The organism is Mycobacterium sp. (assembly GCF_049802695.1).
Taxonomy (GTDB): domain Bacteria; phylum Actinomycetota; class Actinomycetes; order Mycobacteriales; family Mycobacteriaceae; genus Mycobacterium.
This window is the reverse complement of the sequence record NZ_JBARMY010000123.1, coordinates 1-24,955: the sequence shown is the minus strand read 5'-3', so window position 1 is coordinate 24,955 and position 24,955 is coordinate 1. Positions and strand designations below refer to the sequence as shown.

The following is a 24,955-nucleotide window of genomic DNA, read 5'->3' as shown; positions in this document are numbered from 1 at the left end:
GTCGGGCACCCGTCCCCGCCGTAGCGGCGCCTCCGGCACCACGAGTACCAGTACCGAAGCCGGCCGGGCGGCGTCGAGCGCGGAGGAGTCCGTCGCCGCTCCCACTGCCGCCCCGGCCCCCGAAGCCGCCGTCGAGACGTCGAGCACGGAGAGCTGAATCATGTTGATTCCCCGCAGAGTCAAGCACCGCAAGCAACACCACCCACGCCAGCGCGGCATCGCCAGTGGGGGTACCACGGTGAGCTTCGGTGACTACGGCATCCAGGCGCTCGAGCACGCCTATGTCACCAACCGGCAGATCGAGTCGGCACGTATCGCCATCAACCGCCACATCAAGCGCGGCGGCAAGGTGTGGATCAATATCTTCCCGGACCGGCCGCTGACCAAGAAGCCCGCCGAGACCCGAATGGGCTCGGGCAAGGGCTCGCCGGAGTGGTGGGTGGCCAACGTCAAACCGGGCCGGGTGCTCTTCGAGCTCAGCTACCCGAACGAGGCGATCGCGCGGGCCGCGTTGACCCGGGCCATCCACAAGTTGCCGATCAAGGCGCGCATCGTCACCCGAGAGGAGCAGTTCTGATGGCCGTGGGAGTGTCCGCCGGCGAACTGCGTGAACTGACCGAGGATGAGCTGACCGAGCGTCTGCGCGGATCCAAGGAGGAGCTGTTCAACCTGCGTTTCCAGATGGCGACGGGGCAGCTCAGCAACAACCGTCGGCTGCGCACGGTACGTCAAGAGATTGCACGCATCTACACCGTGCTGCGAGAACGTGAACTGGGTCTGGCAGCGGGCCCCGATGGTGCTGAGAATGAGGAATCCTGATGGCAGAGGCGAAGACCGGCACGAAAGCCGCTACCAAGACCACGGCGTCGAAAGCCGCCGCGCCGAAAGTCGGCGGCGGGAGCACCGGCGGTACTGCTAAGTGCGCCAAGCACACACCGCGCACCCCGAAGCCGCGGGGTCGGCGCAAGACCCGCATCGGTTACGTGGTCAGCGACAAGATGCAGAAGACCATCGTCGTCGAACTCGAGGATCGCGTGCGGCATCCGCTTTACGGAAAGATCATCCGCACCACCAAGAAGGTGAAGGCGCACGACGAGAACAGCGTCGCCGGCATCGGTGACCGGGTGTCGCTGATGGAGACACGTCCGCTGTCGGCGACCAAGCGCTGGCGGCTCGTCGAGATTTTGGAAAAGGCGAAGTAGTCCCTTCACTGCGACCACGAATGACGCTGCGCGGCAACGGGAGTGAGATAGAAGAAGCTTGACCCTGGTTCGAGACGTCGACACATTATGGGCAACTTCTCGTTCCGGGGTTCGATGTTCAGCTGACCGGTGTAGTCTCCTCGCCACATGCAAAGAAAGCGGGGTCGGTGATGGCGACCGAATTCGGCGGCAGAATCGAGTTGGATATTCGGGATTCGGAGCCGGATTGGGGTCCGTATGCCGCGCCGAAGGCGCCGGACAACGCGCCGAACGTCCTGTATCTCGTGTGGGACGATATCGGCATCGCGACCTGGGACTGTTTCGGTGGGTTGGTCGATATGCCGGCGATGACTCGGATCGCCGAGCATGGCGTGCGGTTGTCGCAGTTTCACACCACCGCGTTGTGTTCGCCGACGCGGGCCTCGCTGCTGACCGGTCGCAACGCCACCACGGTGGGCATGGCGACCATCGAAGAGTTCACCGATGGGTTTCCGAACTGCAACGGCCGCATACCGTTTGAAACGGCGTTGCTATCGGAGGTGCTGGCCGAACGCGGCTACAACACCTATGCCTCCGGCAAATGGCATCTCACGCCGTTGGAGGAGTCGAATCTGGCGTCGACGAGGCGGCATTGGCCGCTGTCGCGTGGGTTCGAACGGTTCTACGGCTTCATGGGCGGTGAGACCGATCAGTGGTATCCCGACCTGGTGTACGACAACCACCCGGTGACGCCTCCCGGTACGCCGGAGGAGGGTTATCACCTGTCAAAGGATATCGCGGACAAAACGATCGAGTTCATTCGTGACGCCAAGGTGATCGCACCGGACAAGCCGTGGTTCACCTACATGTGCCCCGGGGCCGGGCATGCGCCCCACCATGTGTTCACCGAGTGGGCCGACAAGTACGCCGGCCGCTTCGACATGGGGTACGAAAACTACCGGGAGATCGTCTTGGAGCGGCAGAAGACGATGGGTATCGTGCCGCGCGACACCGAATTGTCGCCGATCAACCCCTACCTCGATGTCACGGGCCCGCAGGGTCAACCGTGGCCGCTGCAGGACACGGTGCGGCCATGGGATTCGTTGGGCGACGACGAGAAGACGCTGTTCGCGCGGATGGCCGAGGTCTTCGCCGGATTCCTGAGCTACACCGACGCCCAGATCGGCCGAATCCTGGACTATTTGGCGGAATCCGGGCAGCTGGACAACACCCTGATCGTGGTCATCTGCGACAACGGTGCCAGCGGTGAGGGCGGGCCGAACGGCTCGGTCAACGAGTCGAAATTCTTCAACGGTTACATTGACACCGTCGAGGAGAGCCTGAAGTACCTGGACCGGCTGGGCGGACCGCAGACTTACAACCATTACCCGATCGGGTGGGCGATGGCGTTCAACACCCCATACAAGTTGTTCAAACGCTATGCCTCCCACGAGGGCGGCATCGCCGACGCGGCGATCGTCTCCTGGCCTGCGGGGATCGCTGCCCACGGGCAGGTCAGCGACACCTACGTCAACGTCTGCGACATCACTCCCACTGTTTACGACCTGCTGGGCATCAGCGCACCGGACACCATCAGGGGAATCCCGCAGCGACCGCTGGACGGTGTGAGTTTCGCAGCGGCGCTGCATGATCGGACCGCCGATACCGGCAAGGAGACGCAGTTCTACACCATGCTGGGCACCCGCGGGATCTGGCATCGGGGCTGGTTCGCCAACACCGTCCACGCCGCGACACCGGCGGGCTGGTCGCATTTCGACGCCGACCGCTGGGAGTTGTATCACCTGGAGGCTGATCGCAGCCAGTGCCGCGACCTGGCGGCTGAGCATCCCGACAAACTCGAGGAGCTCAAAGCGCTGTGGTTTTCCGAGGCGGCCAAATACAACGGCCTGCCGCTGGCCGACCTCAATATCGTCGAAACGATGATGCGCTGGCGGCCCTACCTGTCGGGTGGGCGGTCGACGTTCACCTACTATCCGAACGCCGCCGAGGTAGGGATGGGTGCCGCCGCCGAGGTGGGAAGCAAATCGTTCATCGTGGTCGCCGACGTGACGGTGGATACCACCGGGGCCGAAGGTGTGCTGTTCAAGCAGGGCGGCGCGCACGGCGGGCATGTGCTGTTCATCCAGGACGGACGGCTGCACTACGTGTACAACTTCCTGGGCGAACGTGAGCAGCTTATCTCCGCACCGGATGCAATACCTCTCGGCCGCCACCTTTTCGGGGTGCGTTACACGCGGGCTGGAACGGTGGCCAACAGCCACACGCCGCTGGGCGAAGCCGTGTTGTACATCGACGCCGCCGCCGTCGCCGCGCTGCCCGAGATGATCACCCAGCCGGGAACGTTCGGGCTCGCCGGTGCCACGATCAGCGTCGGGCGTAACACCGGTTCAGCGGTGTCAGGTCGCTACAAAGCCCCCTTCACCTTCACCGGCGGAGCGATCGCGCAGGTCACCGTCGACACGTCGGGCGCACCCTACGAGGATCTGGAAAAGCGACTCGCGCTTGCCTTCTCGCGGGACTGAGACGTCACGGACAACCGCGACAGCCTAAGTCAGGCGATGGCGTCAACCGCGCTGGCGACGCGGGACCGGAAGTCGGGCGGCAGCGGGATGTAGCCGTGCTTGTCGAGGTCGTTCTGGCCCGGACCAAGTGTCGCCATCAGGAAACCCTTCACCGCTTGAGCGACATCGGGGTGGGGGTACTTGGCGCAGACGATCTCATAGGTGGCCATCACGATCGGGTAGACGTCGCCCTGCGTCGGGTTGTAGAACGACGAGATGTCGAGTACGAGGTCGTTGCCTTTGCCGACAATCTTCGCGCCGGTGATGGTCTTGCCGACGGTGTCGGTGCCGATCCGCACCGGGCGCAGCGACTTTCGGCTTGCCGCAGTCTTGATCTCCGCGGCGAAGAGCCCCTGGTCAAGCGCGAACGACAACTCGTTGTAGGTGATCGAGCCTTCGGTGTTCTTGACCATCGCCGCAGTGCCCTGGTTGCCTTTGGCGCCGGTGCCGGTGCCGCCGTTGAAGACCTTGCCCGCGCCTTTGTTCCAGGCACCGCCGGATGCGGCCTGCAGGTAATGCTGGAAGTTGTCGGTGGTGCCGGATGCGTCGCTGCGGTACACGACGTGAATGTCCTCGGACGGCATTGACGCGTTGAGCGCGCTGATGGCCGGGTCGTCCCAACGTTTGATGGTGCCGTTGAAGATGTTGGCCAACGTCGGCGCGTCGAGGACCAGGAAGTCGACGTCGTGCAGGTTGTAGGTGACTGCCAGCGGGCCGAAGACCACGGGCAGGTTCCAAGCGTCGGCGCCGCCGCAGCGTTGCTTGGCAGCGGCGTACTGGTCAGCGGCCAGCGGCGAGTCCGAGCCGGCAAAATCACTTCTGCCGGCGATGAAATCGCTGATTCCGGCGCCGGACCCGTTAACGGTGTAGTCGACTGTCCGCCCGGGGCATGCGTTCTGGTAAGCCTCGTTGAACCGCTTCACGGCGTTGGCCTGTGCGCTCGAGCCGCTACCCGTCAAGATCTTCTCGCCGCCGCATTCCACCGTGGCCTCGCTGGCATAGGCCAGGGTCGTGTGGCGGACGCTGCATCCCGACAGCACTACCGCACCCGCAGCCAGCAAGCTGATGACGGCGGCTAATCGGCTGGGCTTCACGTTGATTGCCTCCTCGAGCAGAAACACGACGCAGGCCCGGATCAGGGCGAATGAGCAGTGCGATCTCGTCACCGGGATTCTGACACACGACGGCGTTTTCAGCCACTGAATGTGCCTGCAAACAAACATCAGATGAACTGGTCGGGGCGTTGGGCCGGCTCACCGGCGAGATGCTGCGGTTCGAAGGGCACGAGAAGCGGCACGTCCGGTTCGCTTCCCGGAAAACCGAAATCCGGGCCCCCGCAACCGAGCTGAACGTCATATGAACGTCAGGTTGCTCGAAGATTACGAAATTACCGGGCTAGCTGAAGATTTGGCGACGTAGCCCTGTTACCCGGGCACCGCGACACTAGCATCACACCACGTGTCGTCCCGACGAGCTGGGCGTGTTCAGCAAACGTTGTCCCGGTCCCGGCGCTGTGCTGTGAACGGGCCGGGCCGTAGATCTGCACTGAGCCCGATGGCGATGACCAATGGTCACTGAAGCCCCGCCGACACCTGCGCCACCGGTCACCGAGAAGCGGCGCAAGCCCCGCATCATCGTCGGCCTGGGAATCCTGGTGGTTGTTGTCACGGCCTACGCCCTGTCGCTGGTCGGCGTGCACCTGCTGTCGAGATCGGAGGGTCCGCTTCCGCCGTTGGACCTGAGCTCCGCCGGGCCGGACGACACGGTCGTGCAGGTGCGCCTCGACGAACTGAAGCCGGTCAACAATCGCCTTACGGTCAACGTGCTCGTGTATCCGGGCGAATCGCTGCTCGACAAACGCTTCGACGTGCTCACCACCGACATTGCCGTGCGCCTCTATCCACCGAACGATTTGGGTGACATCGTCTTCCCGAAAGGGAAGACGCCGGCGCAGGCCAGCACCACCATCGAGGCGCACGGTGATCCGGGTAACTGGCCGTTCGACTCGTACCGGACGGAGGCGCTGTCAGCCGATGTGTTCGTCGGAGCCGGCGACAATCGCAGACGAATACCCGCCCAGGTGGTGGTGACCGGATCAATGAACGGTTGGGACGCCTCGGTCAACCACGTCAGCGACCGCAGTGAAGCCGGCGGCGCCCGCACAACGGACAAGTCAAGCGTGCTCCTCACGTTGCATCGGTCCAAGGGCCCGCTGTTGTTCGACCTGGGCATCTGCCTGGTCCTCATCAGTCTGCCGACCTTGGCACTGCTGGTGGCCATTCCGATGGCGTTGGGCAGGCGAAAGTTCCTGCCGCCGTTCGCAACGTGGTACGCCGCGAACCTGTTCGCCATCGTCCCGCTGCGCAATATCCTTCCCGGCGCTCCACCGCCCGGTGCGTGGATCGACCAGGCGATCGTGCAGTGGGTGCTGATCGCACTGGCAACCGCGATGAGCCTCTACATCTTCTCCTGGGTCCGGCAAGGAGACTGATCTCGTCCGCCTTCCCGGTGGTCCTACCCTGAAGCCATGCTGACAAAGCTCGTCGACGTACCTGGCGGGGCGTTCCGCATGGGCTCGACCAGCTTCTATCCCGAAGAGGCGCCGATCCATACCGCGACGGTGGGTGCCTTCGCGGTCGAGCAGCATCCGGTGACCAATGCGCAGTTCGCCGCATTCGTTCGCGACACCGGGTATTTGACCGTCGCGGAGCAACCGATCGACCCGGTGCTCTATCGCGGCGCCAATCCGGCCGATCTGGTTCCGGGTGCGATGGTGTTCCGGCCGGCGTCGGGTGCGGTGAATCTGCGCGACTGGCGGCAGTGGTGGACCTGGGTGCCGGGAGCCAGTTGGCGGCACCCGTCCGGACCGGACAGTGACGTCGCAGAGAAGGGCGACCATCCGGTTGTGCAGGTGGCGTATCCCGATGCGGCGGCCTACGCGCGGTGGGCCGGCCGCCGGTTGCCGAGCGAGCCGGAGTGGGAATACGCGGCCCGCGGCGGGACCACGACGGTGTACGCCTGGGGTGATGACGAGAAGCCCGGCGGCGGGTTGATGGCCAACACCTGGCAGGGCAGGTTTCCCTACCGCAACGACAGTGCCCTCGGCTGGGTCGGCACCTCGCCGGTGGGCACTTTCCCGCCCAACGAGTTCGGACTGGTCGACATGATCGGCAACGTCTGGGAATGGACGGCCACCGAGTTCAGCGCCCATCACCGGCTCGATCAACCGCCCAAGTCGTGCTGCACACCGTCAGCGTCTGCCGATCCGGCGATCAGTCAGACCCTCAAAGGCGGGTCGCACCTGTGTGCGCCGGAGTACTGCCACCGTTACCGCCCGGCTGCCCGCTCGCCGCAGTCGCAGGACACCGCCACCAGCCACATCGGGTTTCGTTGTGTGGCCGAGTCGTCGTGAGGGGCGTGGCGTGACGATGCAGAGCGCAGCGATGAGGAGGAGCGGCGCCGATGGCTGACGCCGTGAAGCACATCGGAATCCTGCTGTTCCCCGACGTCGAGGAGCTCGACGCGATCGGTCCGTGGGAGGTGCTGTCGTCTTGGACGGGCAGCTGGCCCGACGACGGCTGGCGAGTCTTTACCTTCGGTGAAGGCGGGGGCGAGATACATTGCGCCAAGGGGCTTTCGGTTCGGGCCGACTACTCCGACGGGCAACGCCCGGACCTCGATGTGTTGATCTACCCCGGTGGCCGGGGCACCCGGGCGCACCTTCACGACAGCGACCGGCTGGACTGGGTGCGCCGTCGCCGCGACCACGGCACATTGATGACCAGCGTGTGCACCGGGTCACTGGTCTACGCCGCCGCCGGCATCCTCGCAGGCCGGCCGGCGACCACGCACTGGGCTTCGCTGGACCTGCTCGCCCAGATTGATCCCAGCATTGACGTACAGCCCGAGGCGCGGTTCGTCGACTCCGGCGAGGTGATCACCTCAGCGGGGGTGTCGGCCGGAATCGACATGGCATTGCACCTGGTCGCTCGGCTGGCGGGCGCCGAACGCGCGCGTCAGGTGCGCCGCGCAATCCAGTACGACCCGGAGCCGCCGATATGACCGCTCTCCAGCCAGAATTTGGCTCTGAGCTGCTCGTCGCCTAGACTCTGGGGGTTGCCTTGGGCAGACCTCGGCCGTCGCGGTTGGCGGCCCTGCGTGCCCTTCGGTGACTAGAAACATTGAAAGACCACGTACACCAGGTCTCTGGTGGGTGCTGCCGGGCTACCCAGCGCCAGCAATGTCCACGGGAGGCGCGGCATGGGCGTGCCCACGTCGACCCAGGTCAGGAGATCTAGTGATTCAGCAGGAATCGCGGCTCAAGGTCGCCGACAACACCGGCGCCAAGGAGATCTTGTGTATCCGCGTGCTCGGCGGGTCCTCCCGGCGCTACGCCGGGATCGGCGATGTCATCGTCGCGACGGTCAAAGACGCCATTCCCGGCGGCAACGTCAAGCGGGGTGACGTGGTCAAGGCCGTGGTGGTGCGCACCGCCAAAGAGCGCCGGCGTCCCGACGGCAGCTATATCAAGTTCGACGAGAACGCCGCTGTGATCATCAAGCCCGACAACGACCCGCGCGGCACTCGTATCTTCGGCCCGGTCGGTCGCGAACTGCGCGAGAAGCGCTTCATGAAGATCATCTCGCTGGCTCCGGAGGTGTTGTAGATGAAGGTCCACAAGGGCGACACCGTCCTGGTGATCGCGGGTAAGGACAAAGGCGCCAAGGGCAAGGTGCTGCAGGCGTTCCCTACGCGGAACAAGGTGCTCGTCGAGGGCGTCAACCGGATCAAGAAGCACACGGCCGTCTCGACCAACCAGCGCGGCGCGAAATCCGGAGGCATCGTCACCCAGGAAGCCCCGATTCACGTCTCCAACGTGATGGTGGTCGACTCCGACGGCAAGCCCACCCGCATCGGCTACCGAGTTGATGAGGAGACCGGTAAGCGGGTTCGCATCTCCAAGCGCAACGGCAAGGACGTTTAGACATGACCACTACCGAAAGCCCGGCGAAGCTTCAGCCGCGGCTGAAGTTGCGCTACCGCGAGGAGATTCGCAGCGCGCTCAACGAACAGTTCAACTACGCCAACGTCATGTTGATCCCGAACGTGGTGAAGGTCGTCGTGAACATGGGCATCGGAGAAGCCGCCCGCGACGCCAAATTGATCAACGGCGCTGTCAACGACTTGGGGCTGATCACCGGGCAGCGGCCAGAGATCCGACGTGCCCGCAAATCCATTGCACAGTTCAAGTTGCGCGAGGGCATGCCCATCGGTGCGCGGGTGACGCTGCGCGGCGACCGGATGTGGGAGTTTCTCGACCGGCTGACTTCCATTGCGTTGCCACGTATCCGCGACTTCCGGGGACTGTCGCCGGCGCAGTTCGACGGTTCGGGCAACTACACCTTCGGGCTGGCCGAGCAGTCGGTGTTCCACGAGATCGACGTGGACAGCATCGACCGGAACCGCGGCATGGACATCACCGTCGTCACTTCGGCGACGACCGACGACGAAGGACGAGCGCTGTTGCGCGCCCTGGGATTTCCGTTCAAGGAGAAATGAACAGATGGCGAAGAAGGCACTGATCAATAAGTCTTTGCGCAAACCGAAGTTCGCGGTGCGCGCCTACACCCGTTGCAGCAAGTGCGGTCGGCCGCATGCGGTCTACCGGAAATTCGGCTTGTGCCGGATCTGCCTGCGCGAGATGGCGCATGCCGGCGAACTGCCGGGCGTGCAGAAGAGCAGTTGGTAACAAACCCAGAACAGGTGCGCAGTAGGCCCGGTGAATCCTCATCGGGAACCATTGCGAGGAAGGTGATACGGCTGTCATGACACGCGCTGTCGATGATGCAGAGCGCCGCGATGAGGAAGAGCAGCGCTCATGACGATGACGGACCCGATCGCAGACTTGTTGACACGTCTGCGCAATGCCAATTCGGCGTACCACGACGAGGTGGCCCTGCCGCACTCGAAGCTCAAAGCCAACATCGCCGAGATCCTCAAGAAAGAGGGTTACATCAGCGATTACCGGACTGAGGACGCCCGAGTCGGCAAAGCGTTGATCGTCCAGCTCAAGTACAGCCCCAGCCGGGAACGCAGCATTGCGGGTCTGCGCCGGGTGTCCAAGCCGGGTTTGCGGGTCTATGCGAAGTCCACCAGTCTGCCGCGAGTGCTCGGCGGCCTCGGTGTGGCGATCATCTCGACCTCCTCGGGTCTGCTCACCGACCGCCAGGCGGCCAGGCAGGGCGTGGGCGGCGAAGTCCTCGCGTACGTGTGGTAAGGCCGGAGAGGTAACGAAAAGATATGTCGCGTATTGGTAAGCAGCCGGTTCCGGTTCCCACCGGAGTCGACGTATCCATTGACGGCCAGAAGGTGTCGGTGAAGGGTCCCAAGGGATCGCTGAAACTGGCGATCGCCGAACCGATCACGGTGTCGCGCAACGACGACGGTGCGATCGTCATCAGCCGTCCCAACGACGAGCGGCGTAACCGTTCGCTGCACGGGCTGTCGCGCACGCTGGTGTCCAATCTCGTCACCGGTGTGACCCAGGGCTACACCACAAAGATGGAGATCTTCGGCGTTGGCTACCGCGTGCAGCTCAAGGGCAGCAACCTCGAGTTCGCTCTGGGATACAGCCACCCCGTGGTCATCGAGGCACCGGAAGGCATCACGTTCGCCGTCGAGTCGCCGACGAGGTTTTCGGTCTCCGGGATCGACAAGCAGAAGGTCGGCCAGGTCTCGGCGAACATCCGCCGGTTGCGCCGCCCGGACCCGTACAAGGGCAAGGGCGTGCGCTACGAGGGCGAGCAGATCCGCCGCAAGGTAGGAAAGACAGGTAAGTGATCATGGCTGCAACACAATCCGCCACTGCGTCGTCGAAGACATTGGGCAAGAGCGTATCCGCCGCACGGCGCACCGCCCGGCTGCGTCGGCACGCACGGCTGCGCAAGAAGGTTTCGGGCACGCGGGAGCGTCCCCGGCTGGTCGTCCATCGGTCCGCGCGGCACATTCACGTGCAGCTGGTCAACGACCTTGACGGCACCACCCTGGCGGCCGCGTCGTCGATCGAAGCGGACGTCCGCGGCGTGGAGGGTGACAAGAAAGCTCACAGCGTACGGGTCGGCCAATTGATTGCCGAACGGGCCAAGGCTGCCGGTATCGACACCGTGGTGTTCGACCGCGGTGGCTACACCTACGGCGGGCGGATCGCGGCGCTGGCAGATGCCGCGCGCGAGAGTGGATTGAACTTCTGATGACGAACTTCGTGACTGACAAGGGAAGGACCGCATAATGGCGGAGCAGTCGGCTGGAGCAGGCGGACAGCCTACCGGCGCACCGGCGCGAGGCCCGGGCACCGCCGACAATCGCAGCGACACCCGCGGCGAATCGCGGGACGGGCGGGACAGCCGTGGCCGCCGTGACAGCGGCGGCCGTGGCCGCGAGCGTGAAGGCGACAAAAGCAACTATCTGGAACGTGTTGTTGCGATCAACCGTGTCTCCAAAGTCGTCAAGGGTGGCCGTCGGTTCAGTTTCACCGCGCTGGTGATCGTCGGCGACGGCAACGGCATGGTTGGCGTCGGATACGGCAAGGCCAAGGAGGTGCCTGCAGCGATCGCCAAGGGCGTCGAGGAGGCGCGCAAGGGGTTCTTCCGGGTGCCGCTGATCGGCGGGACCGTCACCCATCCGGTGCAGGGCGAGGCGGCTGCCGGCGTGGTGCTGTTGCGGCCGGCCAGTCCGGGTACCGGTGTGATCGCCGGTGGCGCCGCCCGAGCGGTGCTGGAATGCGCCGGTGTCCGCGACATTCTGAGCAAATCGCTGGGCAGCGACAACGCGATCAACGTGGTGCATGCCACCGTCGCGGCGCTCAAGCTGCTGCAGCGTCCGGAGGAGGTGGCCGCCCGCCGGGGGCTGCCGATCGAAGACGTCGCACCGGCCGGGATGCTCAAAGCCAGGCGGGAAAGCGAAGCGCTGGCCGCTAGCGCCGCGCGCGAGGGAACGGCCCACTAATGGCAGAGCTGAAGATCACTCAGGTGCGCGGCACGATCGGTGCACGCTGGAAGCAGCGGGAAAGCTTGCGCACATTGGGTTTACGGCGGATCCGCCATTCGGTGGTCCGCGAGGACAATCCTCAGACCCGTGGACTTATCGCGGTGGTGCGCCATCTCGTCGAGGTGCAGCCCGCGGATTCGCCTGCCGGAGGTGACACCAAGTGACCATCAAACTTCACGACCTGCGACCCGCCCCGGGGTCGAAAACCAAGCGCACCCGCGTCGGCCGCGGGGCGGGCTCCAAAGGCAAGAGCGCCGGTCGGGGCACCAAGGGCACCAAGGCACGCAAGAACGTGCCGGCCACTTTCGAAGGTGGCCAGATGCCGATTCACATGCGGCTGCCCAAACTCAAGGGCTTTCGTAACCGGTTCCGCACCGAGTACGCCGTCGTCAACGTCGGCGATATCAATCGGCTGTTCCCGCAGGGCGGTTCGATCGGGATTGATGAACTGGTGGCCAACGGCGCGGTGCGCAAGAACACGCTGGTGAAGGTGCTCGGTGACGGCAAGCTGACCGTCAACGTCGACGTGACCGCGCATAAATTCAGCGGAAGCGCGCGGGAGAAGATCGCCGCCGCGGGTGGTTCGGTTACCGAGCTCTAGTCGGCGGCACGCCGCGGGACTGCTCGACGTCAACGGTCTAGCTGTACCGTGACGGTGACGCGCCCCTTCTGGTCGCGTCTGGCAACCGCATGCCCGGCGTGCTCAGTGCCGCCGAGCCGCAACGTCAGAGGCTGACCTTCGCCGAGAAAATTCCGCCACCAGTTCTTGGCCTCGGGCATGTTGACGCCGATCTCGACCTGCGTCCCGGTGCGGCGGTAACCCACCGGGATAGTGAACTGTCGACCGGAACGCCGTCCGCTGTAGGTCAGCATCGCGATGTTGCGGTTCACCAGCGGGCTGAATCGTCTGGAATTGGCCAGCGCGGCCACCGGTGCATTGAAAAGAGGCGCGGCGCGCATCAAAAGGCGTCCAAGCGCTTCAGTCTGCACAGTCACCATCTCCTTACGTGCTGACGCGCTCAACAGTACAAGCAGCCTCGTGGCCGCTTCGAGGCCCGGGTAGTCAGCGCCGCCGAAAGACCATCACGTTGTCGGTGAGGACCGTCTGCTGCCCCGCCGGTCCCCGCGCTTCGCGCTCGACCGCCGCGACTTTTACCCGGTCCCATTGAGAGTCATCGAGATTCAACGACGAGACCACCTCGTCTCCGGTCGGGAACTCATGGTGATGGGGATTCACCTCCGACGCGCACGGCGGTGCCGCGCCATGATCCACCACCACCATCGTGCCGCCCGGGGCGACCGCGTTAGCTGCGCGTCGCAGCAGCTGCGCGCGATCCAGCGAGACCGTCGAATGCAGAAACTGCGCCGACACCAGCTCGAATACGCCGCCCGGAAAACTCTCGTTCAGATTTCGACGCTGAAAGTCGATGCTGTCAGCGAGATTGCGGGCCACCGCGTCGGCCGTCGCCCGCTCTAGTGCGGTCTGCGAGATGTCGACCGCCGTCACGTGCCAGCCATGTTCGGCGAGCCACATCGCGTCGGCGCCCTCACCACAGCCGAGATCGAGCGCGCGGCCCGGCGTCATCGCCTCGACCAGCTCTGCCAGCCGGACGTTCACCTTTCCACTCCACACCCGATCGCGTTCGCCGTAGTGCTTTTCCCAAGCGTGCTGTGCCTCCGACATTGCCATGCCGTCACCTTGCCCGCAGCTTGAACAGGTGGCAAGGTTTCTTGCCGTGGAGGCAAAAGACAGCGTCGACGTGCTGGTGCGTCGGCGACTGCGCGAGCTTCGTATGCAGCGCGGCCTGACCCTCGAGGATGTCGCGCACGAAGCGCGGATCGACGTGTCCACCCTGAGCCGTCTCGAATCGGGGAAACGCCGGCTTGCGCTGGACCACCTGCCGAAACTGGCGGCGGCACTGTCCGTCAGCACCGACGAGCTGGTGCGGGAACCTGCGGCCGAAGACCCGCGCGTGCGCGGCAGCTCGCATACCCGCCACGGCGTGACCTACTGGCCGCTCACCCGGCAGGGCCCCGCTGGCGGGCTGCACACCTTCAAGATCCGGGTCAGTGTCCGTCGTCGGAAGGCGCCCACCGAGCTCCCCGTGCATGAAGGTCAGGAGTGGATCTACGTGCTGTCGGGTCGGTTGCGGCTTGTCCTCGGCCAGCGCGATTTCACCATCAATCCCGGTGAAGCCGTCGAGTTTTCGACATGGACGCCGCACTGGTTCGGCGTGGTCGACGGTCCGGTGGAGGCGATCATGATGTTCGGCCCGCACGGCGAACGGCTGCACCTGCACAGCTGACTCACACCGAGCACGTCGACGGGAGGCGCCAGCCATCTCTCGGTGCGGATGTGCTGAAAGTGACATCCGTTACCGCGACAACCCTCAATGCAGCTCGGGAATCACTTCTGCTGCAAGGCGTTCCATCTGCTCATGGTCCTCGGCGACGTGGTCGCCGACCGGGTTCAGCAGAACCATTTCGGCGCCGGCGTCGATCACCTCACGCAGCCCCCGCACGACGTCGTCGACGGTGCCGAAAACCGGCACCTCATCGATACCGCGTAGTTGGCCGTAGATGCGGTCGAGGCCCGCGAGCACACGGTCGTGGGCTCGGTCGGCATCGTCGCCGACCATCAAATACACCCGCTTGCCGATGGGAAAGCCGGTGGCGTCCTTGCCCTGTTCGGCAAGCTCTCGGCGCACCGTTTTCACCGCCTCGGCGAAATTCGCGGTGGTCGACGAGCCGGCGCCCAGGAAGGCGTCGCCGTGGCGAACCGCCCGGGCCAGAGCCTTGGGCGCCTGGCCGCCGAACCAGATCGGCGGATGCGGTCGCTGCGCCGGCTTCGGCTGAATCGGCAAGTCGTCGACTTGGCGGAACCGACCGTTGAACGTCACCCTGGGTGCGTCGGACCACGCTGCCTTCATCAACTCCAGGCCTTCGGTGAAACGCCGGACGAAGGTGTCTTTTTCGACTCCGAACGCGGAGAACTGGCGGAAGCCGCCGCCGGGTGCCACGCCCAGGTCGAGCCGGCCGTGGCTGAGCCGATCGACCGCGGTCACCGCCGCGGCCAGCTGAAGCGGATCGTGTAACGACGACACCAGTACAGCCACCCCGAGCCGTAGCCGCTCGGTGCAGGCGGCCGCATAGGCCAGCAATTCCAGTGGCGCAAGCAGCGGTGCCGCCCCGACGGTCTGTTCGAGCGTCCAGCCGGCGACGTATCCCAATTCCTCGGCGCGGGCGAGGTAGCGACGTACGCCCTCGGCGTCGAAGCCGTCGCTGTCGAGTTGGGGGATTGAGATCGAGAATCTCACCTCACCACCGTACGGGCGACGGCGGAGGAGAGAGCTGCGGGCGCCGGTAGGCTGCGATACATGTTTGCGTTTCTGCCGGGCACCGATGATGTGCTCGCACTGGCTCGCCGTGTCGACACCGCTCGCCACCGCGGCGTGCCCAACGGTTGCCTGCTCGAACTCGGCCTGCACTCGGTGCCCGCTGAGACCAGTGGCTTTGACCCGTTGTCGATGATCAGCGGGGGCGGTCGACCGCTGACGTTGCGTTCGACCGTGTCCGCGATACATCGCGCGGCCAAGGACCGGCGGGTCGCCGGTTTGATCGCCCGCGTACAGCTGCCGGCTGCGGCTGCCGGGCCCCTTCAGGAGCTGCGGGACGCCATCACGGCATTTACCGCTGCGAAGCCGTCACTGGCTTGGGCTGAGACGTATCCGGGGACGCTGTCCTACTACCTGGCCTCTGCCTTCGGCGAGGTGTGGATGCAGCCGTCCGGAACCGTCGGGCTGGTTGGGTTCGCCACCAACGCCCTGTTCCTGCGTGGCGCGCTCGAGAAAGCGGGCATCGAAGCGCAGTTCGTGGCCAAAGGCCAATACAAGTCTGCGGCAAATCTCTTCACGCAGCACGGATACACCGATGCGCATCGAGAGGCCGACAGCCGACTGCTGGAAAGCCTGCACAGCCAGGTCTGGCAGGCGGTGGCTGAGTCACGCAACATCGATCCCGGCGCTGTCGACGCGCTGGCCGACCGGGCGCCGCTGTTGCGTCACGACGCCGTGGCCTCCGGGCTTGTCGACCGCATCGGATTCCGCGACGAAGCCTACGCACGGATGGCCGAATTGGTTGGCGCCGAGCCACATTCAGCAGACAACGCTGACGCCGACGGGGACGACACGACGCCGCGGCTCTATTTGGCCCGCTACGCACGCATGAGCGCCCCGAGGCAGGCACCGGCGCTGCCGCCCATCCTTGGGCGGAGCCCCAAGCCCACGGTCGCGGTGATCACCGTGGCAGGCCAGATCGTCAGCGGACGTGGCGGGCCGCAAATGCTGCCGATCGGCCCGTCGAGTGTCGGCGGTGACACGATCGCGGCGGCGCTGCGGGAAGCGGCCAACGACGATTCGGTGGCCGCCATCGTGCTGCGCGTCGACAGCCCCGGCGGTTCGGTGACCGCGTCGGAAACCATTTGGCGCGCGGTGGTGAAGGCGGGCAAGAAGGGCAAGCCCGTGGTGGCGTCGATGGGTGCGGTGGCCGCCTCCGGTGGCTACTACGTGTCGACCGCTGCTGATGCGATCGTGGCCAACCCGGGCACCATCACCGGTTCGATCGGTGTGTTGAGCGGAAAGCTGGTCGCCAAAGGTCTCAAGGACAAACTCGGTGTCGGGTTCGACACGGTGCGCACCAACGCCAACGCCGACGCCTGGTCAATCAACGCGCCATTCACCGCAGAACAGCAGGCCCAGGTTGAGGCGGAAGCGGACCTGTGTTATTCCGACTTCGTCGAGCGAGTCGCCGAGGGACGCAACATGAGCAATGAAGCCGTGGATGCGGTGGCCCAAGGTCGGGTCTGGACGGGTGCTGACGCCCTCGAACGAGGCCTGGTCGACGAATTAGGCGGTCTGCGTACTGCGTTGCGCCGCGCAAAGATACTCGCCGGGCTTGATGAGGACACCGAAGTTCGCATCGTCAGCTATCCCAACTCGTCGCTGTGGGAGTTGCTGCGGCCGCGTCCGTCGTCGCTGCCCGCAGCCGCGTCGCTGCCCGAAGCGGTGGGCGCGTTACTTGGCCGGTCTTTGCTCGGAGTGCTCGATCAAGTCGAGCGGACGTTCACCGGTGCCAGTGCTTTGTGGCTGGGGGAGTCGCGGCTGTAACGCGGACGCCTCACGAGGTCAGCATGCCGCTCACGTAGATGATCTCGCCGAGCGGATCGTCGTCTTCCGGGGCTGGAGCATCGAGACGGTTGCGTGCGAACAGCTCAGTGCGCGAGACGCCCTGAGCGTCCCAGTGCGCGGCACGCAGATAATCGACGACATGGCTGCGCTCGCCCGCGTACACGAGCGAAGGCATATCGATGTCGATGCCGTGCTCACGGAAAGGACGGGTGAGCTCCCTGGCGCGCTCTGCGTCGAAATCTTTGAGGCCCGGGACATACTCGGTGGCGATCATGCTTCCAGGCACGCTCAATGCGGTGATGTTGTCGAACAACCGGTCTTGAGCCTCGGCCGGCAGATAGATCAGCAGGCCCTCGGCCAGCCACGCGGTCGGTGCTGTGGTGTCCAAGCCGGCTTGCCGCAATGCCGCCGGCCAGTCCGAACGTAGGTCGATGGGCACGGTACGCCGAGTCGCGGTCGGTTGGGCGCCGATCCCGGCCAGTGCGGTGGACTTGAAGTCGATCACCTTCGGTTGATCGAGCTCGTAGACGACCGCGTCAGCCGGCCACGGCAGCCGGTAGGCGCGCGCGTCTAGGCCGGAAGCGAGGATCACCGCTTGACGCACACCGCGGTTCGTCGCGTCGATGAAGTAGTCGTCGAAGAACTTGGTACGCACCGCCATTCCGTTGACGATTGCCTTCGTACGTGACGGCGAGGAGTAATCGACCAGCGCGGGGTCGAGTTCGCCGTCCATCATCTTGACGAAGAAATCCAGTCCGACCGCGCGTACCAGCGGCTCGGCGAACGGGTCGTTGATCAACGCGCCGGGTTCTCTGGTCGCCATCGCGCGCCCTGCAGCGACCATGGTGGCCGTCGCGCCGACACTTGAGGCCAGATCCCAGCTGTCGTCATCGGTGCGTGTCACTGCTGCCCTATCTGCGCGTCGCGCAGACGTAGCTCATCTCGCCGAAGTTGGCCATCATCTCGTCTTCCGGGAATTCAAAACCGTTGCGCTGCCAAAGTTCTCTGGCAGGATTCGCGGTCACGTCCCAGCCGTGGCTGGTCAGGTAGTCGATGACGACGCTACGCTCGCCGCGGTAGAAAAGGTCGGCCATGTTGAACTCGAAGCCGAGACGCCGCCACCGCTGGCTGATCCGCTCCAAGCGTTCGCCTGAGAAAGCGTCCGGGTCCGGCAAATGTTCGGTGGCCAGTCGGCTGCCCGGAGCGCTGAGCGCGGTGATGTTGTCGAACAAGCGGTCCTGGGCGTCCGGCGGCAGATACGGCAACAACCCCTCAGCACTCCAGGCGGTCGGTTGGTCGACGTTGAAGCCGTGCTGCCGCAACTCTGCCGGCCAGTCGTCGCGCAGATCGACGCCGACCGCCCGGCGATCGACAGTGGCTGCGGCGCCGAAGTCGGCCAGTGTGTTGGTCTTGAAGTCGATGACTTGCGGCTGGTCAACCTCATAAACCACCGTGTCCGACGGCCAGGACAAGCGGTAGGCCCTGGTGTCCAGGCCGGCGGCCAGAATAACCGCCTGCCGAATTCCATCTGTGGTAGCGCTGGTGAAGAAGTCGTCGAAAAACCGTGTCCGGACGGCTATTTGCTCGGTTCTGGTTTTGCGGTTCAGTAGCGGATCGTCTTCCAGGTCGACTTCACCGTCGATGATGCGGATCAGGGATTGCAGGCCGACCGCGCGAACCAGTGGATCGGCCAGCGGGTCATGCAGAAGCGGATTCGGCCCTTGCGATGCCAGCGCCCGTGAGGCGGCGACCATCGTGGCGGTCGCTCCCACGCTCGACGCCGGATCCCAGGTGTCGCCGTCATGTCGTCCAGCGCTGCGTGTCATCGTCTCCGGCTCCTAACTGTTGTCGTCGGCGCCGGTCAAGGTGGCGCTGACGTAGACCATGTCGGCGAAGGCCAAGCCGTCGTTGTCGTCGAGCGGCGGGAGGCCGTTGAGTGCAAGCAAATCACGTGTGTTCCTGGTGGTCACCTGCCAGCCATGTGCGGCGAGGTAGGGCGCTGCCTCGTTGCGGTCGCCGAAGTAGACCAGTTCGCTCAGGTCGAGATCGAAGCCGTGCCGGCGCCACCGCTGGGCGTCGGCCTGCATGCGTTCTTTGACCCGGGCCTCGTCGGCAGGCTCGATGTTGGGCGCACTTTCGGTGGCGAAACGGCTACCCGGCGCGCTGAGCGATGTGATGGTGTCCAGCAGCCGGTCCTGAGCCTCGGGCGGCAGGTAGCCCAGCAGGCCCTCAGCGCTCCATGCTGTCGGCCGGTCCGAACGGAATCCGGCCGCACGCAGCGCCGCCGGCCAGTCGTCGCGCAGGTCGACCGCCACCGTACGGCGCACGGTGCTGGGTTGAACGCCCAACTCGGCCAGCGTGCGGGATTTGAACTCGATGACCTGGGCCTGGTCCACTTCGTACACCACTGTTCCGGTCGGCCACGCCAGCCGGTAGGCGCGGGCGTCGAGCCCCGACGCCAGAATGACCGCCTGTGTGATGCCCAACCCGGTGGCTTCGAGGAAGAAATCGTCGAAGAACTTGGTCCGCGCCGCCATGTTGTCGCTCATCCGGGCCAGGCTCGCTTCGGCGTCGCCGTCGACATCAGCCGGATTCAGCTCGCCGCTGGCCAGCAGGGTCAACAGTTGCACGCCGACCGCGCGGACCAGTGGCTCGGCGTACGGGTCATCGATCAGTGGCCGCTCGGCACGGGTCGCCATTGCGCGGGCCGCCGCCACCATCGTCGCGGTCACCCCGACGCTCGACGCCAAGTCCCAGGTATCTCCCTCGTATCGTGCCGAGCCGACATGCGTCATCTTCGCCCCTTCGCTACCTTTACTTAGGTAGCATAACGAGCTCCGGCTCGACTGTGCAGCCAGCACACACAACGTGACATACCGGCCGGTGATCTCGTATTAATCAGGTCGATTCTGGTACTCGTCTCCCGTCCGGCTGATCGCTAAGGTCAGCTACTTGTCTTGTGAACCGGCGGGGAAGGGAGTCGCGGTGGCAGCGGCGCGCGAGCGGCGGTCGAAGCAACCCCTCAGGCGCCTCGACCTGTCGCGCGTTCCCTGGCTGAACCTCGTCGGTGTCACGGCCATCGTCGTTGCCGCCGTCCTGATTACCGTCAAGAATCTGCCGGACAACGTCCCCAACCAACTGCTCAACGTGTCCTACGACCCGACGCGCGAGGTCTACGCCCAGCTCGATAAGGCCTTCACCGACCAGTATCGCAAGCAGACCGGAACCGCCCTGTTCGTCCGGCAATCACATGGCGGCTCCGGCCGGCAGGCGCGCAGCGTCATCGACGGTGCGGAGAAGGCGAACGTAGTGTCGCTGGCCTTGTTCAGCGACGTCGACGCGCTGCGCAAACAAGGTTTGATCGCTGCGGACTGGCAGAAACGACTGCCGAACAACTCAGTGCCGTACACCTCGACCGTCGTCTTCGTTGTCCACAAAGGAAATCCGAAAGCCATTCACGACTGGCCCGATCTGGTCAGAGACGGCGTTTCCGTCGTCACACCCGACCCGCGTTCCTCCGGCAACGGCCAGCTGAGCTTCCTGGCCGGATGGGGTTCGGTGACCACCCGCGGCGGCACCGCGGCCCAGGCACTTGGTTACCTCAAGGAGCTCTACCACCATGTCGCGGTGTTCGACCCGGGCGCACGCGGCTCGGCCACCACCTTCGCGCTGCGCCACGTCGGTGACGTGCATCTGACGTGGGAGAACGAGGCGCTGCGCGAGGTGGCGGAGAACAAGGACGAACTGGAGATCGTCTACCCGCCGGTGAGCATCCGCGCCGAGCAGGCCGTCGCCTGGGTCGACGCGAACGACAGCAACCAGAAGACAACGGCCTACGCCAAGGCCTATCTCGAGTACCTCTTCACCGATCCCGCGCAGGAAGTGTTCGCCCAATTCGGTTATCGACCGGTGAAACCGGCGATCCTGGCCCGGCACGCCGACCGGCTGCCGAACATCGCGCTATTCGGAATCACCGCAATCGCGAAGGACTGGGACGACGCGCAGCTGAAGTTCTTCGCTGACAACGGCATCATCGATGTCATCTCATCGACCTCGGCCGCGCCGCGCGCGTAATCGAAGACGGCAGAAAGCGCATTTGTCATGAGTTTCGCAGTGCGGTATCCCCTGGCCGCGGGGCGACGCGATCTGATCGCCGGTCTCACCGTCGCCGCGGTCGCCCTGCCGCAGGGCATCGCCTACGCCCTCATCGCCGGCGTCGACCCCAGGTTCGGTGTCTACTCGACGATCGTGGTGACCGCTGTCGCCTCGATTTTCGGCTCCTCGTCACACCTGATCAACGGACCCACCAGCGCAATCTCCCTGCTCGTCTTCAGCTCGCTGGCGTTCATCGACCCGGAGAACCGCACCGCTTTGTTCGAGGCGTTGTTCGTCCTCGGCGTCCTGGTCGGCGCCATCCAAATCATCATCGCCGTCCTGAAGTTGGGTGATCTCACCCGTTACATCTCCGAATCGGTGATCGTCGGCTTCATGCTGGCGGCGGCTTTCCTGCTGGCTCTCGGGCAACTGGGCAACGCGCTCGGTGTCAAGGACAACGGCAACAGGAAGATACAAGTGCTGCACCGCGTGTGGCTCACGTTGTGCCACGGCGACGCGATCAACTTCCGGGCGCTGTTCCTCAGCGTCAGCGCGTTGGTACTGGCGGTGGTCGTGCGCAGACTGGTCCAGCGCTACGGCTGGCCGCAGATCGATCTGCTGACCGTGCTCGTGGTCGCGGCGGTCATCGCTTACACGGCCGGCTGGTCGGCGCCCAACGGTCGCGGTAAGACGGCGGTGTCGCTGGCCGCGAAAGTTCCGCAGAGCCTGCCCACCGCGCACATCCCCGAAGTCGACCTGAGCTCGCTCGCCCAACTGTCCCAGGGAGCGCTGGCCATCGCGTTCATCGGGTTGCTCGAAGCTCTGTCGATCGCCAAAGCCATCGCCTATCAATCGCAACAGAAGATCGACTACAACCGACAGATCCTGGCCGAAGGCCTGGCCAACCTCACCGGCGGCTTCTTCCAGAGTCTGCCGGGCTCGGGTTCGCTGTCGCGGTCGGCGATCAACTTCCAGGCCGGTGCGGCAACCCGGTTCTCCGGAATCATCTCGTCGGTGATAGTGGCGGTGGCTCTGCTGCTGTTCGCGCCGCTGGTGCACTACATTCCGCAGGCGGCGCTGGCCGGCCTGTTGCTCGTCACGGCGGTGCGGTTGGTCGACCGCAAGCGGCTGGTCGCCACCGTGAAGGCGTCGCGTTACGACGCAGGGCTGGTGGCGGTCACCGCACTAACCGGAGTGCTGATCGACCTGGACAAAGCGGTGCTGCTGGGCATCGCGCTGTCGATCCTGCTGTTCGTGCGGCGGGCATCTAAACTCAACGCGGCTGAGCTGACCGTCACGCCCGAGCGTGTGGTACGCGAACGGAAACCGGGCGATCGTGCTGATCCGTCGTTGGTGATTTACGACCTCGAAGGCGAGCTGTTCTTCGCTGCGGCACCGGTACTCGACAGCTATCTCGATACGCTGAGAGCGCGGATACGAACCGGCGAAACCAAATTCGTCATTCTGCGGCTCAAGCGGGTCCGCCATCCCGACGCGGTTTCCATCGAACGCCTCGAGCATTTTCTGCGCGAGCACAACGGCAACGGCGTGACAATCTTGCTTGCCGGCGTGCGGCGCGACACCCTCGCGGTCCTGAAGAACGTGGGCATCGACAGCTGGTTTCCGGCCGAACAGATCTTCCCCGAGGAAGACCAGGAATACTCAGCGACCGTCAGCGCGGTGCGCTACGCCCGCGCCAGATTGAATTCGGAAGACTCGGAGGCGATCCCCGTCGGGACCAACACCACACACAGTGAGAAACCGGAGCTCTACTACCTCGTTTGAGCGACGGCTACATCGGGTTGGCGCGCAGATAGCCGTAGATGCCGGCGAAGCCGGCGTTGACGTCCTCCGGAATGGGCACCGGCCCGTCCAAAGCTCTCGCACCCCAGACGATTTGAGCTGTGCGCTCGACCAGCGCGGTGACGTGCAGCACCCGGTCGGGTCGCGGACCGACGGCAACCAGGCCGTGGTTGGCGATCAACGCGGCGGCGCGGCCCTCCAATGCCTTGACCGCGTTGTGGCCGACCTCGGGCGTGCCCGACGCGGCATACTCCGAGCACCGGATTTCCCCGCCGCAGTAAATGGCGAACTCGTCGATGCACGCCGGAATGGGTTGGCGGGCAACGGCGAACATGGTCGCCCACACCGGATGACTGTGGATCACGCTGCCGATGTCGTCAAAAGCCTTGAAGCACGCCAAGTGCAGCTTCAGCTCCGTCGAAGGAAATCGGCCGTCGCGGGCCTGCAGCACCTCGCCGTCGGGGTCGATAACGACAAGGTCGTCGAGCGTCATGTCGGCGTAGTCGACCGACGACGGCGTGATGACGAGGTTGCCGTCTTCGCGGCGAGCCGAGATGTTGCCCGCTGTACCCTCGACCAACCCACGTCGCAGCATGTCCTTGGCCGCCGCCAGCACCGCGGCTTCCGGTTGGTCGACAAATCTCATCAGGCCAACACCTCCGGGTTGACGATATGGGTAGGGCGACGGCCGCACAGCAGCGCTTCCAGGTCGTCGGCCACCATCTGCGCCTGCCGCGCCTCAGTGTCCCACGTCGCCCCACCGATGTGCGGCGTGAGCACCACATTCGGCATGGCTATCAGCGGGTGGTCGGTGGGCAGCCACTCGCCGGCGAAATGGTCTATGCCGGCGGCGGCCACCTTCCCGCTCCGCAACGCCTCGACCAGCGCGTCAGTGTCGTGCAACTGCGCGCGTGCGGTGTTGAGGAAGACGACGCGGTCGCGCATCGCCTCGAACTGTGCGGCGCCGACCAGCCCGGCGGTGTCCTCGGTGACCGGGGCGTGCAGCGAGACGATGTCGGCTTGCGCCAGCAGCTCGTCGAGACTGTGGCGGGCCTCGTCGTTGTACGGGTCGCAGGCGATGACGTGCAGGCCCAAACCGGCAAGCCGCCACTTGACCGCCCGGCCGACCGCCCCGAGGCCGACCAGCCCGGCGGTGCGCCCGGCGATCTCCCAGGCCCGGAAGCGTTGGTAGGGGATGGTGCCGTCGCGAAACGTGTTGCCCGACCGCACATCCGCGTCAGCGGTCAACAGGTGCCGGGTGGCGGCCAGCAGCAGCGCTATCGTCATCTCGGCGACCGCGTCGGCGTTGCGAGCCGGGGTGTGCAGCACCGGAATACCGGCGGCGGTGGCGGCGGAGATGTCGACGTTGTTAGGGTCCCCCCGCGTCGATGCCACCGCCCGCAATCCCAACTCGAACACCGGACCGGCTACCGAATCACTTTCCACCACAACAACGTCGGCACCCTCGGCGGATATCCGGTCGGCAAGTTGCCCGGCGGTGTAGATCCGCAGCGGCGTCTGGTCGATCCACGGGTCGTAGACCACATCAGCGAGTCGTCGCAGCTTGTCGAGCCCGTCGCCGCGCAACGGAGCCGTCACCAAAGCGCGCGTCACGACTGCCAATGCTGGCGTACGGTAACGCCCGTGTCACGCAAAGACGTCACAATCGGCATCGACATCGGCAGCACGGCCGTCAAAGCGGTGGCCGCCGATGAAGACGGCCGGGTGGTGGCGCGGGCACGGATTCCGCACCAGTTGCGGGTACCGGCGCCCGACCGGCTCGAGCACGACGCCGACGAGGCGTGGCGACAAGGACCGCTGACAGCGCTGAACCGGTTGGCTCAACCCGATGCTTCAGCGCTCGCGGTGTCGGCGATGGTGCCGTCGTTGACCGCCGTCGATGCCGGGGGGCGGCCGATCACCGCCGGACTGCTGTACGGCGACAGCCGTGGCCGGGTCACTGCAGCGGTCGACGACCTGTTGCCGCCGGTGGGTGAGACCGCAGAATTCCTGCGCTGGACGGCGACCGAGGCTCCCGGCGCCGCCGGCTACTGGCCGGCGG

General features: G+C 65.2%; 31 protein-coding genes. 22 read left to right on the top strand and 9 right to left on the bottom strand.

All coding sequences use genetic code 11. The features are described 5' to 3' along the window. Positions 1-160 precede the first annotated feature (160 nt). The 4 genes from rplP to WA317_RS04735 all read left to right on the top strand — a co-directional run bounded on the left by rplP (position 161) and on the right by WA317_RS04735 (position 3,724). On the top strand, positions 161-577 hold the full coding sequence (gene rplP, locus WA317_RS04750) for a 50S ribosomal protein L16 (protein WP_425171944.1): 417 nt from the start codon (positions 161-163) through the stop codon (positions 575-577). Then, positions 577-819, top strand: coding sequence for a 50S ribosomal protein L29 (rpmC, locus tag WA317_RS04745; RefSeq protein WP_425171943.1), 243 nt, complete (start codon positions 577-579; stop codon positions 817-819). Before rplP ends, rpmC begins: the two co-directional genes overlap by 1 nt. Then, positions 816-1,202, top strand: coding sequence for a 30S ribosomal protein S17 (gene rpsQ / locus WA317_RS04740; protein ID WP_425171948.1), 387 nt, complete (start codon positions 816-818; stop codon positions 1,200-1,202). Before rpmC ends, rpsQ begins: the two co-directional genes overlap by 4 nt. A 170-nt stretch (positions 1,203-1,372) precedes the next feature. After that, positions 1,373-3,724 carry an arylsulfatase gene (locus tag WA317_RS04735; RefSeq protein WP_425171942.1) on the top strand — a complete coding sequence of 784 codons (2,352 nt, stop codon included), beginning with the start codon at positions 1,373-1,375 and terminating at the stop codon, positions 3,722-3,724. A 29-nt stretch (positions 3,725-3,753) separates the two neighbouring features. Here the strand turns inward: WA317_RS04735 and pstS are convergent, their stop codons facing one another. Then, positions 3,754-4,857 carry a phosphate ABC transporter substrate-binding protein PstS gene (gene pstS, locus WA317_RS04730; RefSeq protein ID WP_425171947.1) on the bottom strand — a complete coding sequence of 368 codons (1,104 nt, stop codon included), beginning with the start codon at positions 4,855-4,857 and terminating at the stop codon, positions 3,754-3,756. A gap of 473 nt (positions 4,858-5,330) precedes the next feature. Between pstS and WA317_RS04725 the strand changes: the two genes are divergently transcribed. From WA317_RS04725 to rplO, 13 genes are all read left to right on the top strand, one after another. Beyond that, on the top strand, positions 5,331-6,254 hold the full coding sequence (locus WA317_RS04725; protein ID WP_425171941.1) for a DUF4436 domain-containing protein: 924 nt from the start codon (positions 5,331-5,333) through the stop codon (positions 6,252-6,254). A gap of 36 nt (positions 6,255-6,290) precedes the next feature. Continuing rightward, entirely contained in the window at positions 6,291-7,175 is an 885-nt protein-coding gene (locus tag WA317_RS04720) for a formylglycine-generating enzyme family protein (RefSeq protein ID WP_425171940.1), read from the top strand. 50 nt (positions 7,176-7,225) lie between these two features. Next, entirely contained in the window at positions 7,226-7,825 is a 600-nt protein-coding gene (locus tag WA317_RS04715; protein WP_425171939.1) for a DJ-1/PfpI family protein, read from the top strand. 235 nt (positions 7,826-8,060) lie between these two features. Next, the gene (gene rplN, locus WA317_RS04710; protein ID WP_023370951.1) at positions 8,061-8,429 is read left to right on the top strand and encodes a 50S ribosomal protein L14; all 369 of its coding nucleotides are present in this window, start codon (positions 8,061-8,063) and stop codon (positions 8,427-8,429) included. Next, positions 8,430-8,747 carry a 50S ribosomal protein L24 gene (rplX, locus tag WA317_RS04705; RefSeq protein ID WP_425171938.1) on the top strand — a complete coding sequence of 106 codons (318 nt, stop codon included), beginning with the start codon at positions 8,430-8,432 and terminating at the stop codon, positions 8,745-8,747. 2 nt (positions 8,748-8,749) lie between these two features. Then, positions 8,750-9,322 (top strand): 50S ribosomal protein L5, encoded by a 573-nt coding sequence (rplE, locus tag WA317_RS04700; protein WP_425171937.1) that lies wholly within the window; start codon positions 8,750-8,752, stop codon positions 9,320-9,322. Positions 9,323-9,326: 4 nt separating this feature from the next. Beyond that, positions 9,327-9,512, top strand: a complete 186-nt coding sequence (locus WA317_RS04695; RefSeq protein WP_425171936.1) for a type Z 30S ribosomal protein S14 — start codon at positions 9,327-9,329, stop codon at positions 9,510-9,512. Between the two features lie 129 nt (positions 9,513-9,641). After that, a complete protein-coding gene (gene rpsH / locus WA317_RS04690) occupies positions 9,642-10,040 on the top strand; it encodes a 30S ribosomal protein S8 (protein WP_425171935.1) in 399 nt (132 codons plus the stop codon). A gap of 23 nt (positions 10,041-10,063) precedes the next feature. Beyond that, positions 10,064-10,603, top strand: a complete 540-nt coding sequence (gene rplF, locus WA317_RS04685; protein ID WP_425171934.1) for a 50S ribosomal protein L6 — start codon at positions 10,064-10,066, stop codon at positions 10,601-10,603. A gap of 41 nt (positions 10,604-10,644) precedes the next feature. Further along, on the top strand, positions 10,645-11,013 hold the full coding sequence (gene rplR / locus WA317_RS04680; protein ID WP_425171946.1) for a 50S ribosomal protein L18: 369 nt from the start codon (positions 10,645-10,647) through the stop codon (positions 11,011-11,013). A 37-nt stretch (positions 11,014-11,050) separates the two neighbouring features. Further along, positions 11,051-11,767: a 30S ribosomal protein S5 gene (gene rpsE, locus WA317_RS04675; protein ID WP_425171933.1), complete on the top strand. Its 717-nt coding sequence runs from the start codon at positions 11,051-11,053 to the stop codon at positions 11,765-11,767. Then, positions 11,767-11,973, top strand: coding sequence for a 50S ribosomal protein L30 (gene rpmD / locus WA317_RS04670; RefSeq protein ID WP_425171932.1), 207 nt, complete (start codon positions 11,767-11,769; stop codon positions 11,971-11,973). Before rpsE ends, rpmD begins: the two co-directional genes overlap by 1 nt. Next, positions 11,970-12,410: a 50S ribosomal protein L15 gene (gene rplO, locus WA317_RS04665; protein WP_425171931.1), complete on the top strand. Its 441-nt coding sequence runs from the start codon at positions 11,970-11,972 to the stop codon at positions 12,408-12,410. The genes rpmD and rplO overlap by 4 nt, the downstream gene beginning before the upstream one ends. Before the next feature lie 29 nt (positions 12,411-12,439). Here the strand turns inward: rplO and WA317_RS04660 are convergent, their stop codons facing one another. Together WA317_RS04660 and WA317_RS04655 are read right to left on the bottom strand one after the other, a co-directional pair. Beyond that, positions 12,440-12,769 carry a hypothetical protein gene (locus WA317_RS04660; protein ID WP_425171945.1) on the bottom strand — a complete coding sequence of 110 codons (330 nt, stop codon included), beginning with the start codon at positions 12,767-12,769 and terminating at the stop codon, positions 12,440-12,442. Positions 12,770-12,872: 103 nt separating this feature from the next. Next, positions 12,873-13,499, bottom strand: a complete 627-nt coding sequence (locus WA317_RS04655) for a class I SAM-dependent methyltransferase (RefSeq protein WP_425171930.1) — start codon at positions 13,497-13,499, stop codon at positions 12,873-12,875. Between WA317_RS04655 and WA317_RS04650 the strand changes: the two genes are divergently transcribed. After that, the gene (locus WA317_RS04650) at positions 13,498-14,115 is read left to right on the top strand and encodes a helix-turn-helix domain-containing protein (protein WP_425171929.1); all 618 of its coding nucleotides are present in this window, start codon (positions 13,498-13,500) and stop codon (positions 14,113-14,115) included. The two genes, WA317_RS04655 and WA317_RS04650, sit on opposite strands and share 2 nt — an antisense overlap. A gap of 84 nt (positions 14,116-14,199) precedes the next feature. On the opposite strand, the gene WA317_RS04645 is transcribed toward WA317_RS04650, so the two are convergent. Continuing rightward, complete coding sequence (locus tag WA317_RS04645; protein WP_425171928.1) at positions 14,200-15,126, bottom strand: LLM class flavin-dependent oxidoreductase; 927 nt, start codon at positions 15,124-15,126, stop codon at positions 14,200-14,202. Positions 15,127-15,186: 60 nt separating this feature from the next. On the opposite strand from WA317_RS04645, the gene sppA reads away from it, so the two are divergent. Then, on the top strand, positions 15,187-16,974 hold the full coding sequence (sppA, locus tag WA317_RS04640; RefSeq protein ID WP_425171927.1) for a signal peptide peptidase SppA: 1,788 nt from the start codon (positions 15,187-15,189) through the stop codon (positions 16,972-16,974). A 10-nt stretch (positions 16,975-16,984) separates the two neighbouring features. On the opposite strand, the gene WA317_RS04635 is transcribed toward sppA, so the two are convergent. Genes WA317_RS04635 through WA317_RS04625 form a run of 3 tightly spaced genes read right to left on the bottom strand, consistent with a single transcriptional unit; the run spans position 16,985 to position 19,790 of the window. Beyond that, positions 16,985-17,899: a class I SAM-dependent methyltransferase gene (locus tag WA317_RS04635; protein ID WP_425171926.1), complete on the bottom strand. Its 915-nt coding sequence runs from the start codon at positions 17,897-17,899 to the stop codon at positions 16,985-16,987. A 7-nt stretch (positions 17,900-17,906) separates the two neighbouring features. Then, positions 17,907-18,821 (bottom strand): class I SAM-dependent methyltransferase, encoded by a 915-nt coding sequence (locus tag WA317_RS04630; RefSeq protein ID WP_425171925.1) that lies wholly within the window; start codon positions 18,819-18,821, stop codon positions 17,907-17,909. 12 nt (positions 18,822-18,833) lie between these two features. Beyond that, positions 18,834-19,790: a class I SAM-dependent methyltransferase gene (locus WA317_RS04625; protein ID WP_425171924.1), complete on the bottom strand. Its 957-nt coding sequence runs from the start codon at positions 19,788-19,790 to the stop codon at positions 18,834-18,836. Positions 19,791-19,980: 190 nt separating this feature from the next. Between WA317_RS04625 and WA317_RS04620 the strand changes: the two genes are divergently transcribed. Beyond that, positions 19,981-21,069 (top strand): sulfate ABC transporter substrate-binding protein, encoded by a 1,089-nt coding sequence (locus WA317_RS04620; RefSeq protein WP_425171923.1) that lies wholly within the window; start codon positions 19,981-19,983, stop codon positions 21,067-21,069. A gap of 27 nt (positions 21,070-21,096) precedes the next feature. Beyond that, a complete protein-coding gene (locus WA317_RS04615; RefSeq protein WP_425171922.1) occupies positions 21,097-22,875 on the top strand; it encodes a SulP family inorganic anion transporter in 1,779 nt (592 codons plus the stop codon). Between the two features lie 7 nt (positions 22,876-22,882). Here the strand turns inward: WA317_RS04615 and WA317_RS04610 are convergent, their stop codons facing one another. Next, the gene (locus WA317_RS04610; RefSeq protein WP_425171921.1) at positions 22,883-23,539 is read right to left on the bottom strand and encodes an L-fuculose-phosphate aldolase; all 657 of its coding nucleotides are present in this window, start codon (positions 23,537-23,539) and stop codon (positions 22,883-22,885) included. Further along, positions 23,539-24,516 (bottom strand): NAD(P)-dependent oxidoreductase, encoded by a 978-nt coding sequence (locus tag WA317_RS04605; RefSeq protein ID WP_425171920.1) that lies wholly within the window; start codon positions 24,514-24,516, stop codon positions 23,539-23,541. The genes WA317_RS04610 and WA317_RS04605 overlap by 1 nt, the downstream gene beginning before the upstream one ends. A gap of 21 nt (positions 24,517-24,537) precedes the next feature. On the opposite strand from WA317_RS04605, the gene WA317_RS04600 reads away from it, so the two are divergent. Continuing rightward, a partial coding sequence (locus WA317_RS04600) for an FGGY family carbohydrate kinase (protein ID WP_425171919.1) occupies positions 24,538-24,955 on the top strand: 418 nt, incomplete at its 3' end.

Excerpts from the sequence above, each read along its gene's own strand:
- WA317_RS04655 (WP_425171930.1), bottom strand. The coding sequence starts at position 13,499 with ATGGCAATGTCGGAGGCACAGCACGCTTGGGAAAAGCACTACGGCGAA.
- WA317_RS04615 (WP_425171922.1), top strand. The coding sequence starts at position 21,097 with ATGAGTTTCGCAGTGCGGTATCCCCTGGCCGCGGGGCGACGCGATCTG.
- rplF (WP_425171934.1), top strand. The coding sequence starts at position 10,064 with ATGTCGCGTATTGGTAAGCAGCCGGTTCCGGTTCCCACCGGAGTCGAC.
- rpmD (WP_425171932.1), top strand. The coding sequence starts at position 11,767 with ATGGCAGAGCTGAAGATCACTCAGGTGCGCGGCACGATCGGTGCACGC.
- rpsH (WP_425171935.1), top strand. The coding sequence starts at position 9,642 with ATGACGATGACGGACCCGATCGCAGACTTGTTGACACGTCTGCGCAAT.
- rplE (WP_425171937.1), top strand. The coding sequence starts at position 8,750 with ATGACCACTACCGAAAGCCCGGCGAAGCTTCAGCCGCGGCTGAAGTTG.
- WA317_RS04715 (WP_425171939.1), top strand. The coding sequence starts at position 7,226 with ATGGCTGACGCCGTGAAGCACATCGGAATCCTGCTGTTCCCCGACGTC.
- WA317_RS04720 (WP_425171940.1), top strand. The coding sequence starts at position 6,291 with ATGCTGACAAAGCTCGTCGACGTACCTGGCGGGGCGTTCCGCATGGGC.
- rpmC (WP_425171943.1), top strand. The coding sequence starts at position 577 with ATGGCCGTGGGAGTGTCCGCCGGCGAACTGCGTGAACTGACCGAGGAT.
- rplP (WP_425171944.1), top strand. The coding sequence starts at position 161 with ATGTTGATTCCCCGCAGAGTCAAGCACCGCAAGCAACACCACCCACGC.
- WA317_RS04610 (WP_425171921.1), bottom strand. The coding sequence starts at position 23,539 with ATGAGATTTGTCGACCAACCGGAAGCCGCGGTGCTGGCGGCGGCCAAG.
- WA317_RS04695 (WP_425171936.1), top strand. The coding sequence starts at position 9,327 with ATGGCGAAGAAGGCACTGATCAATAAGTCTTTGCGCAAACCGAAGTTC.
- sppA (WP_425171927.1), top strand. The coding sequence starts at position 15,187 with ATGTTTGCGTTTCTGCCGGGCACCGATGATGTGCTCGCACTGGCTCGC.
- WA317_RS04630 (WP_425171925.1), bottom strand. The coding sequence starts at position 18,821 with ATGACACGCAGCGCTGGACGACATGACGGCGACACCTGGGATCCGGCG.
- rplX (WP_425171938.1), top strand. The coding sequence starts at position 8,430 with ATGAAGGTCCACAAGGGCGACACCGTCCTGGTGATCGCGGGTAAGGAC.
- rpsE (WP_425171933.1), top strand. The coding sequence starts at position 11,051 with ATGGCGGAGCAGTCGGCTGGAGCAGGCGGACAGCCTACCGGCGCACCG.
- WA317_RS04650 (WP_425171929.1), top strand. The coding sequence starts at position 13,498 with ATGCCGTCACCTTGCCCGCAGCTTGAACAGGTGGCAAGGTTTCTTGCC.
- WA317_RS04725 (WP_425171941.1), top strand. The coding sequence starts at position 5,331 with ATGGTCACTGAAGCCCCGCCGACACCTGCGCCACCGGTCACCGAGAAG.
- WA317_RS04625 (WP_425171924.1), bottom strand. The coding sequence starts at position 19,790 with ATGACGCATGTCGGCTCGGCACGATACGAGGGAGATACCTGGGACTTG.
- WA317_RS04735 (WP_425171942.1), top strand. The coding sequence starts at position 1,373 with ATGGCGACCGAATTCGGCGGCAGAATCGAGTTGGATATTCGGGATTCG.
- WA317_RS04660 (WP_425171945.1), bottom strand. The coding sequence starts at position 12,769 with ATGCGCGCCGCGCCTCTTTTCAATGCACCGGTGGCCGCGCTGGCCAAT.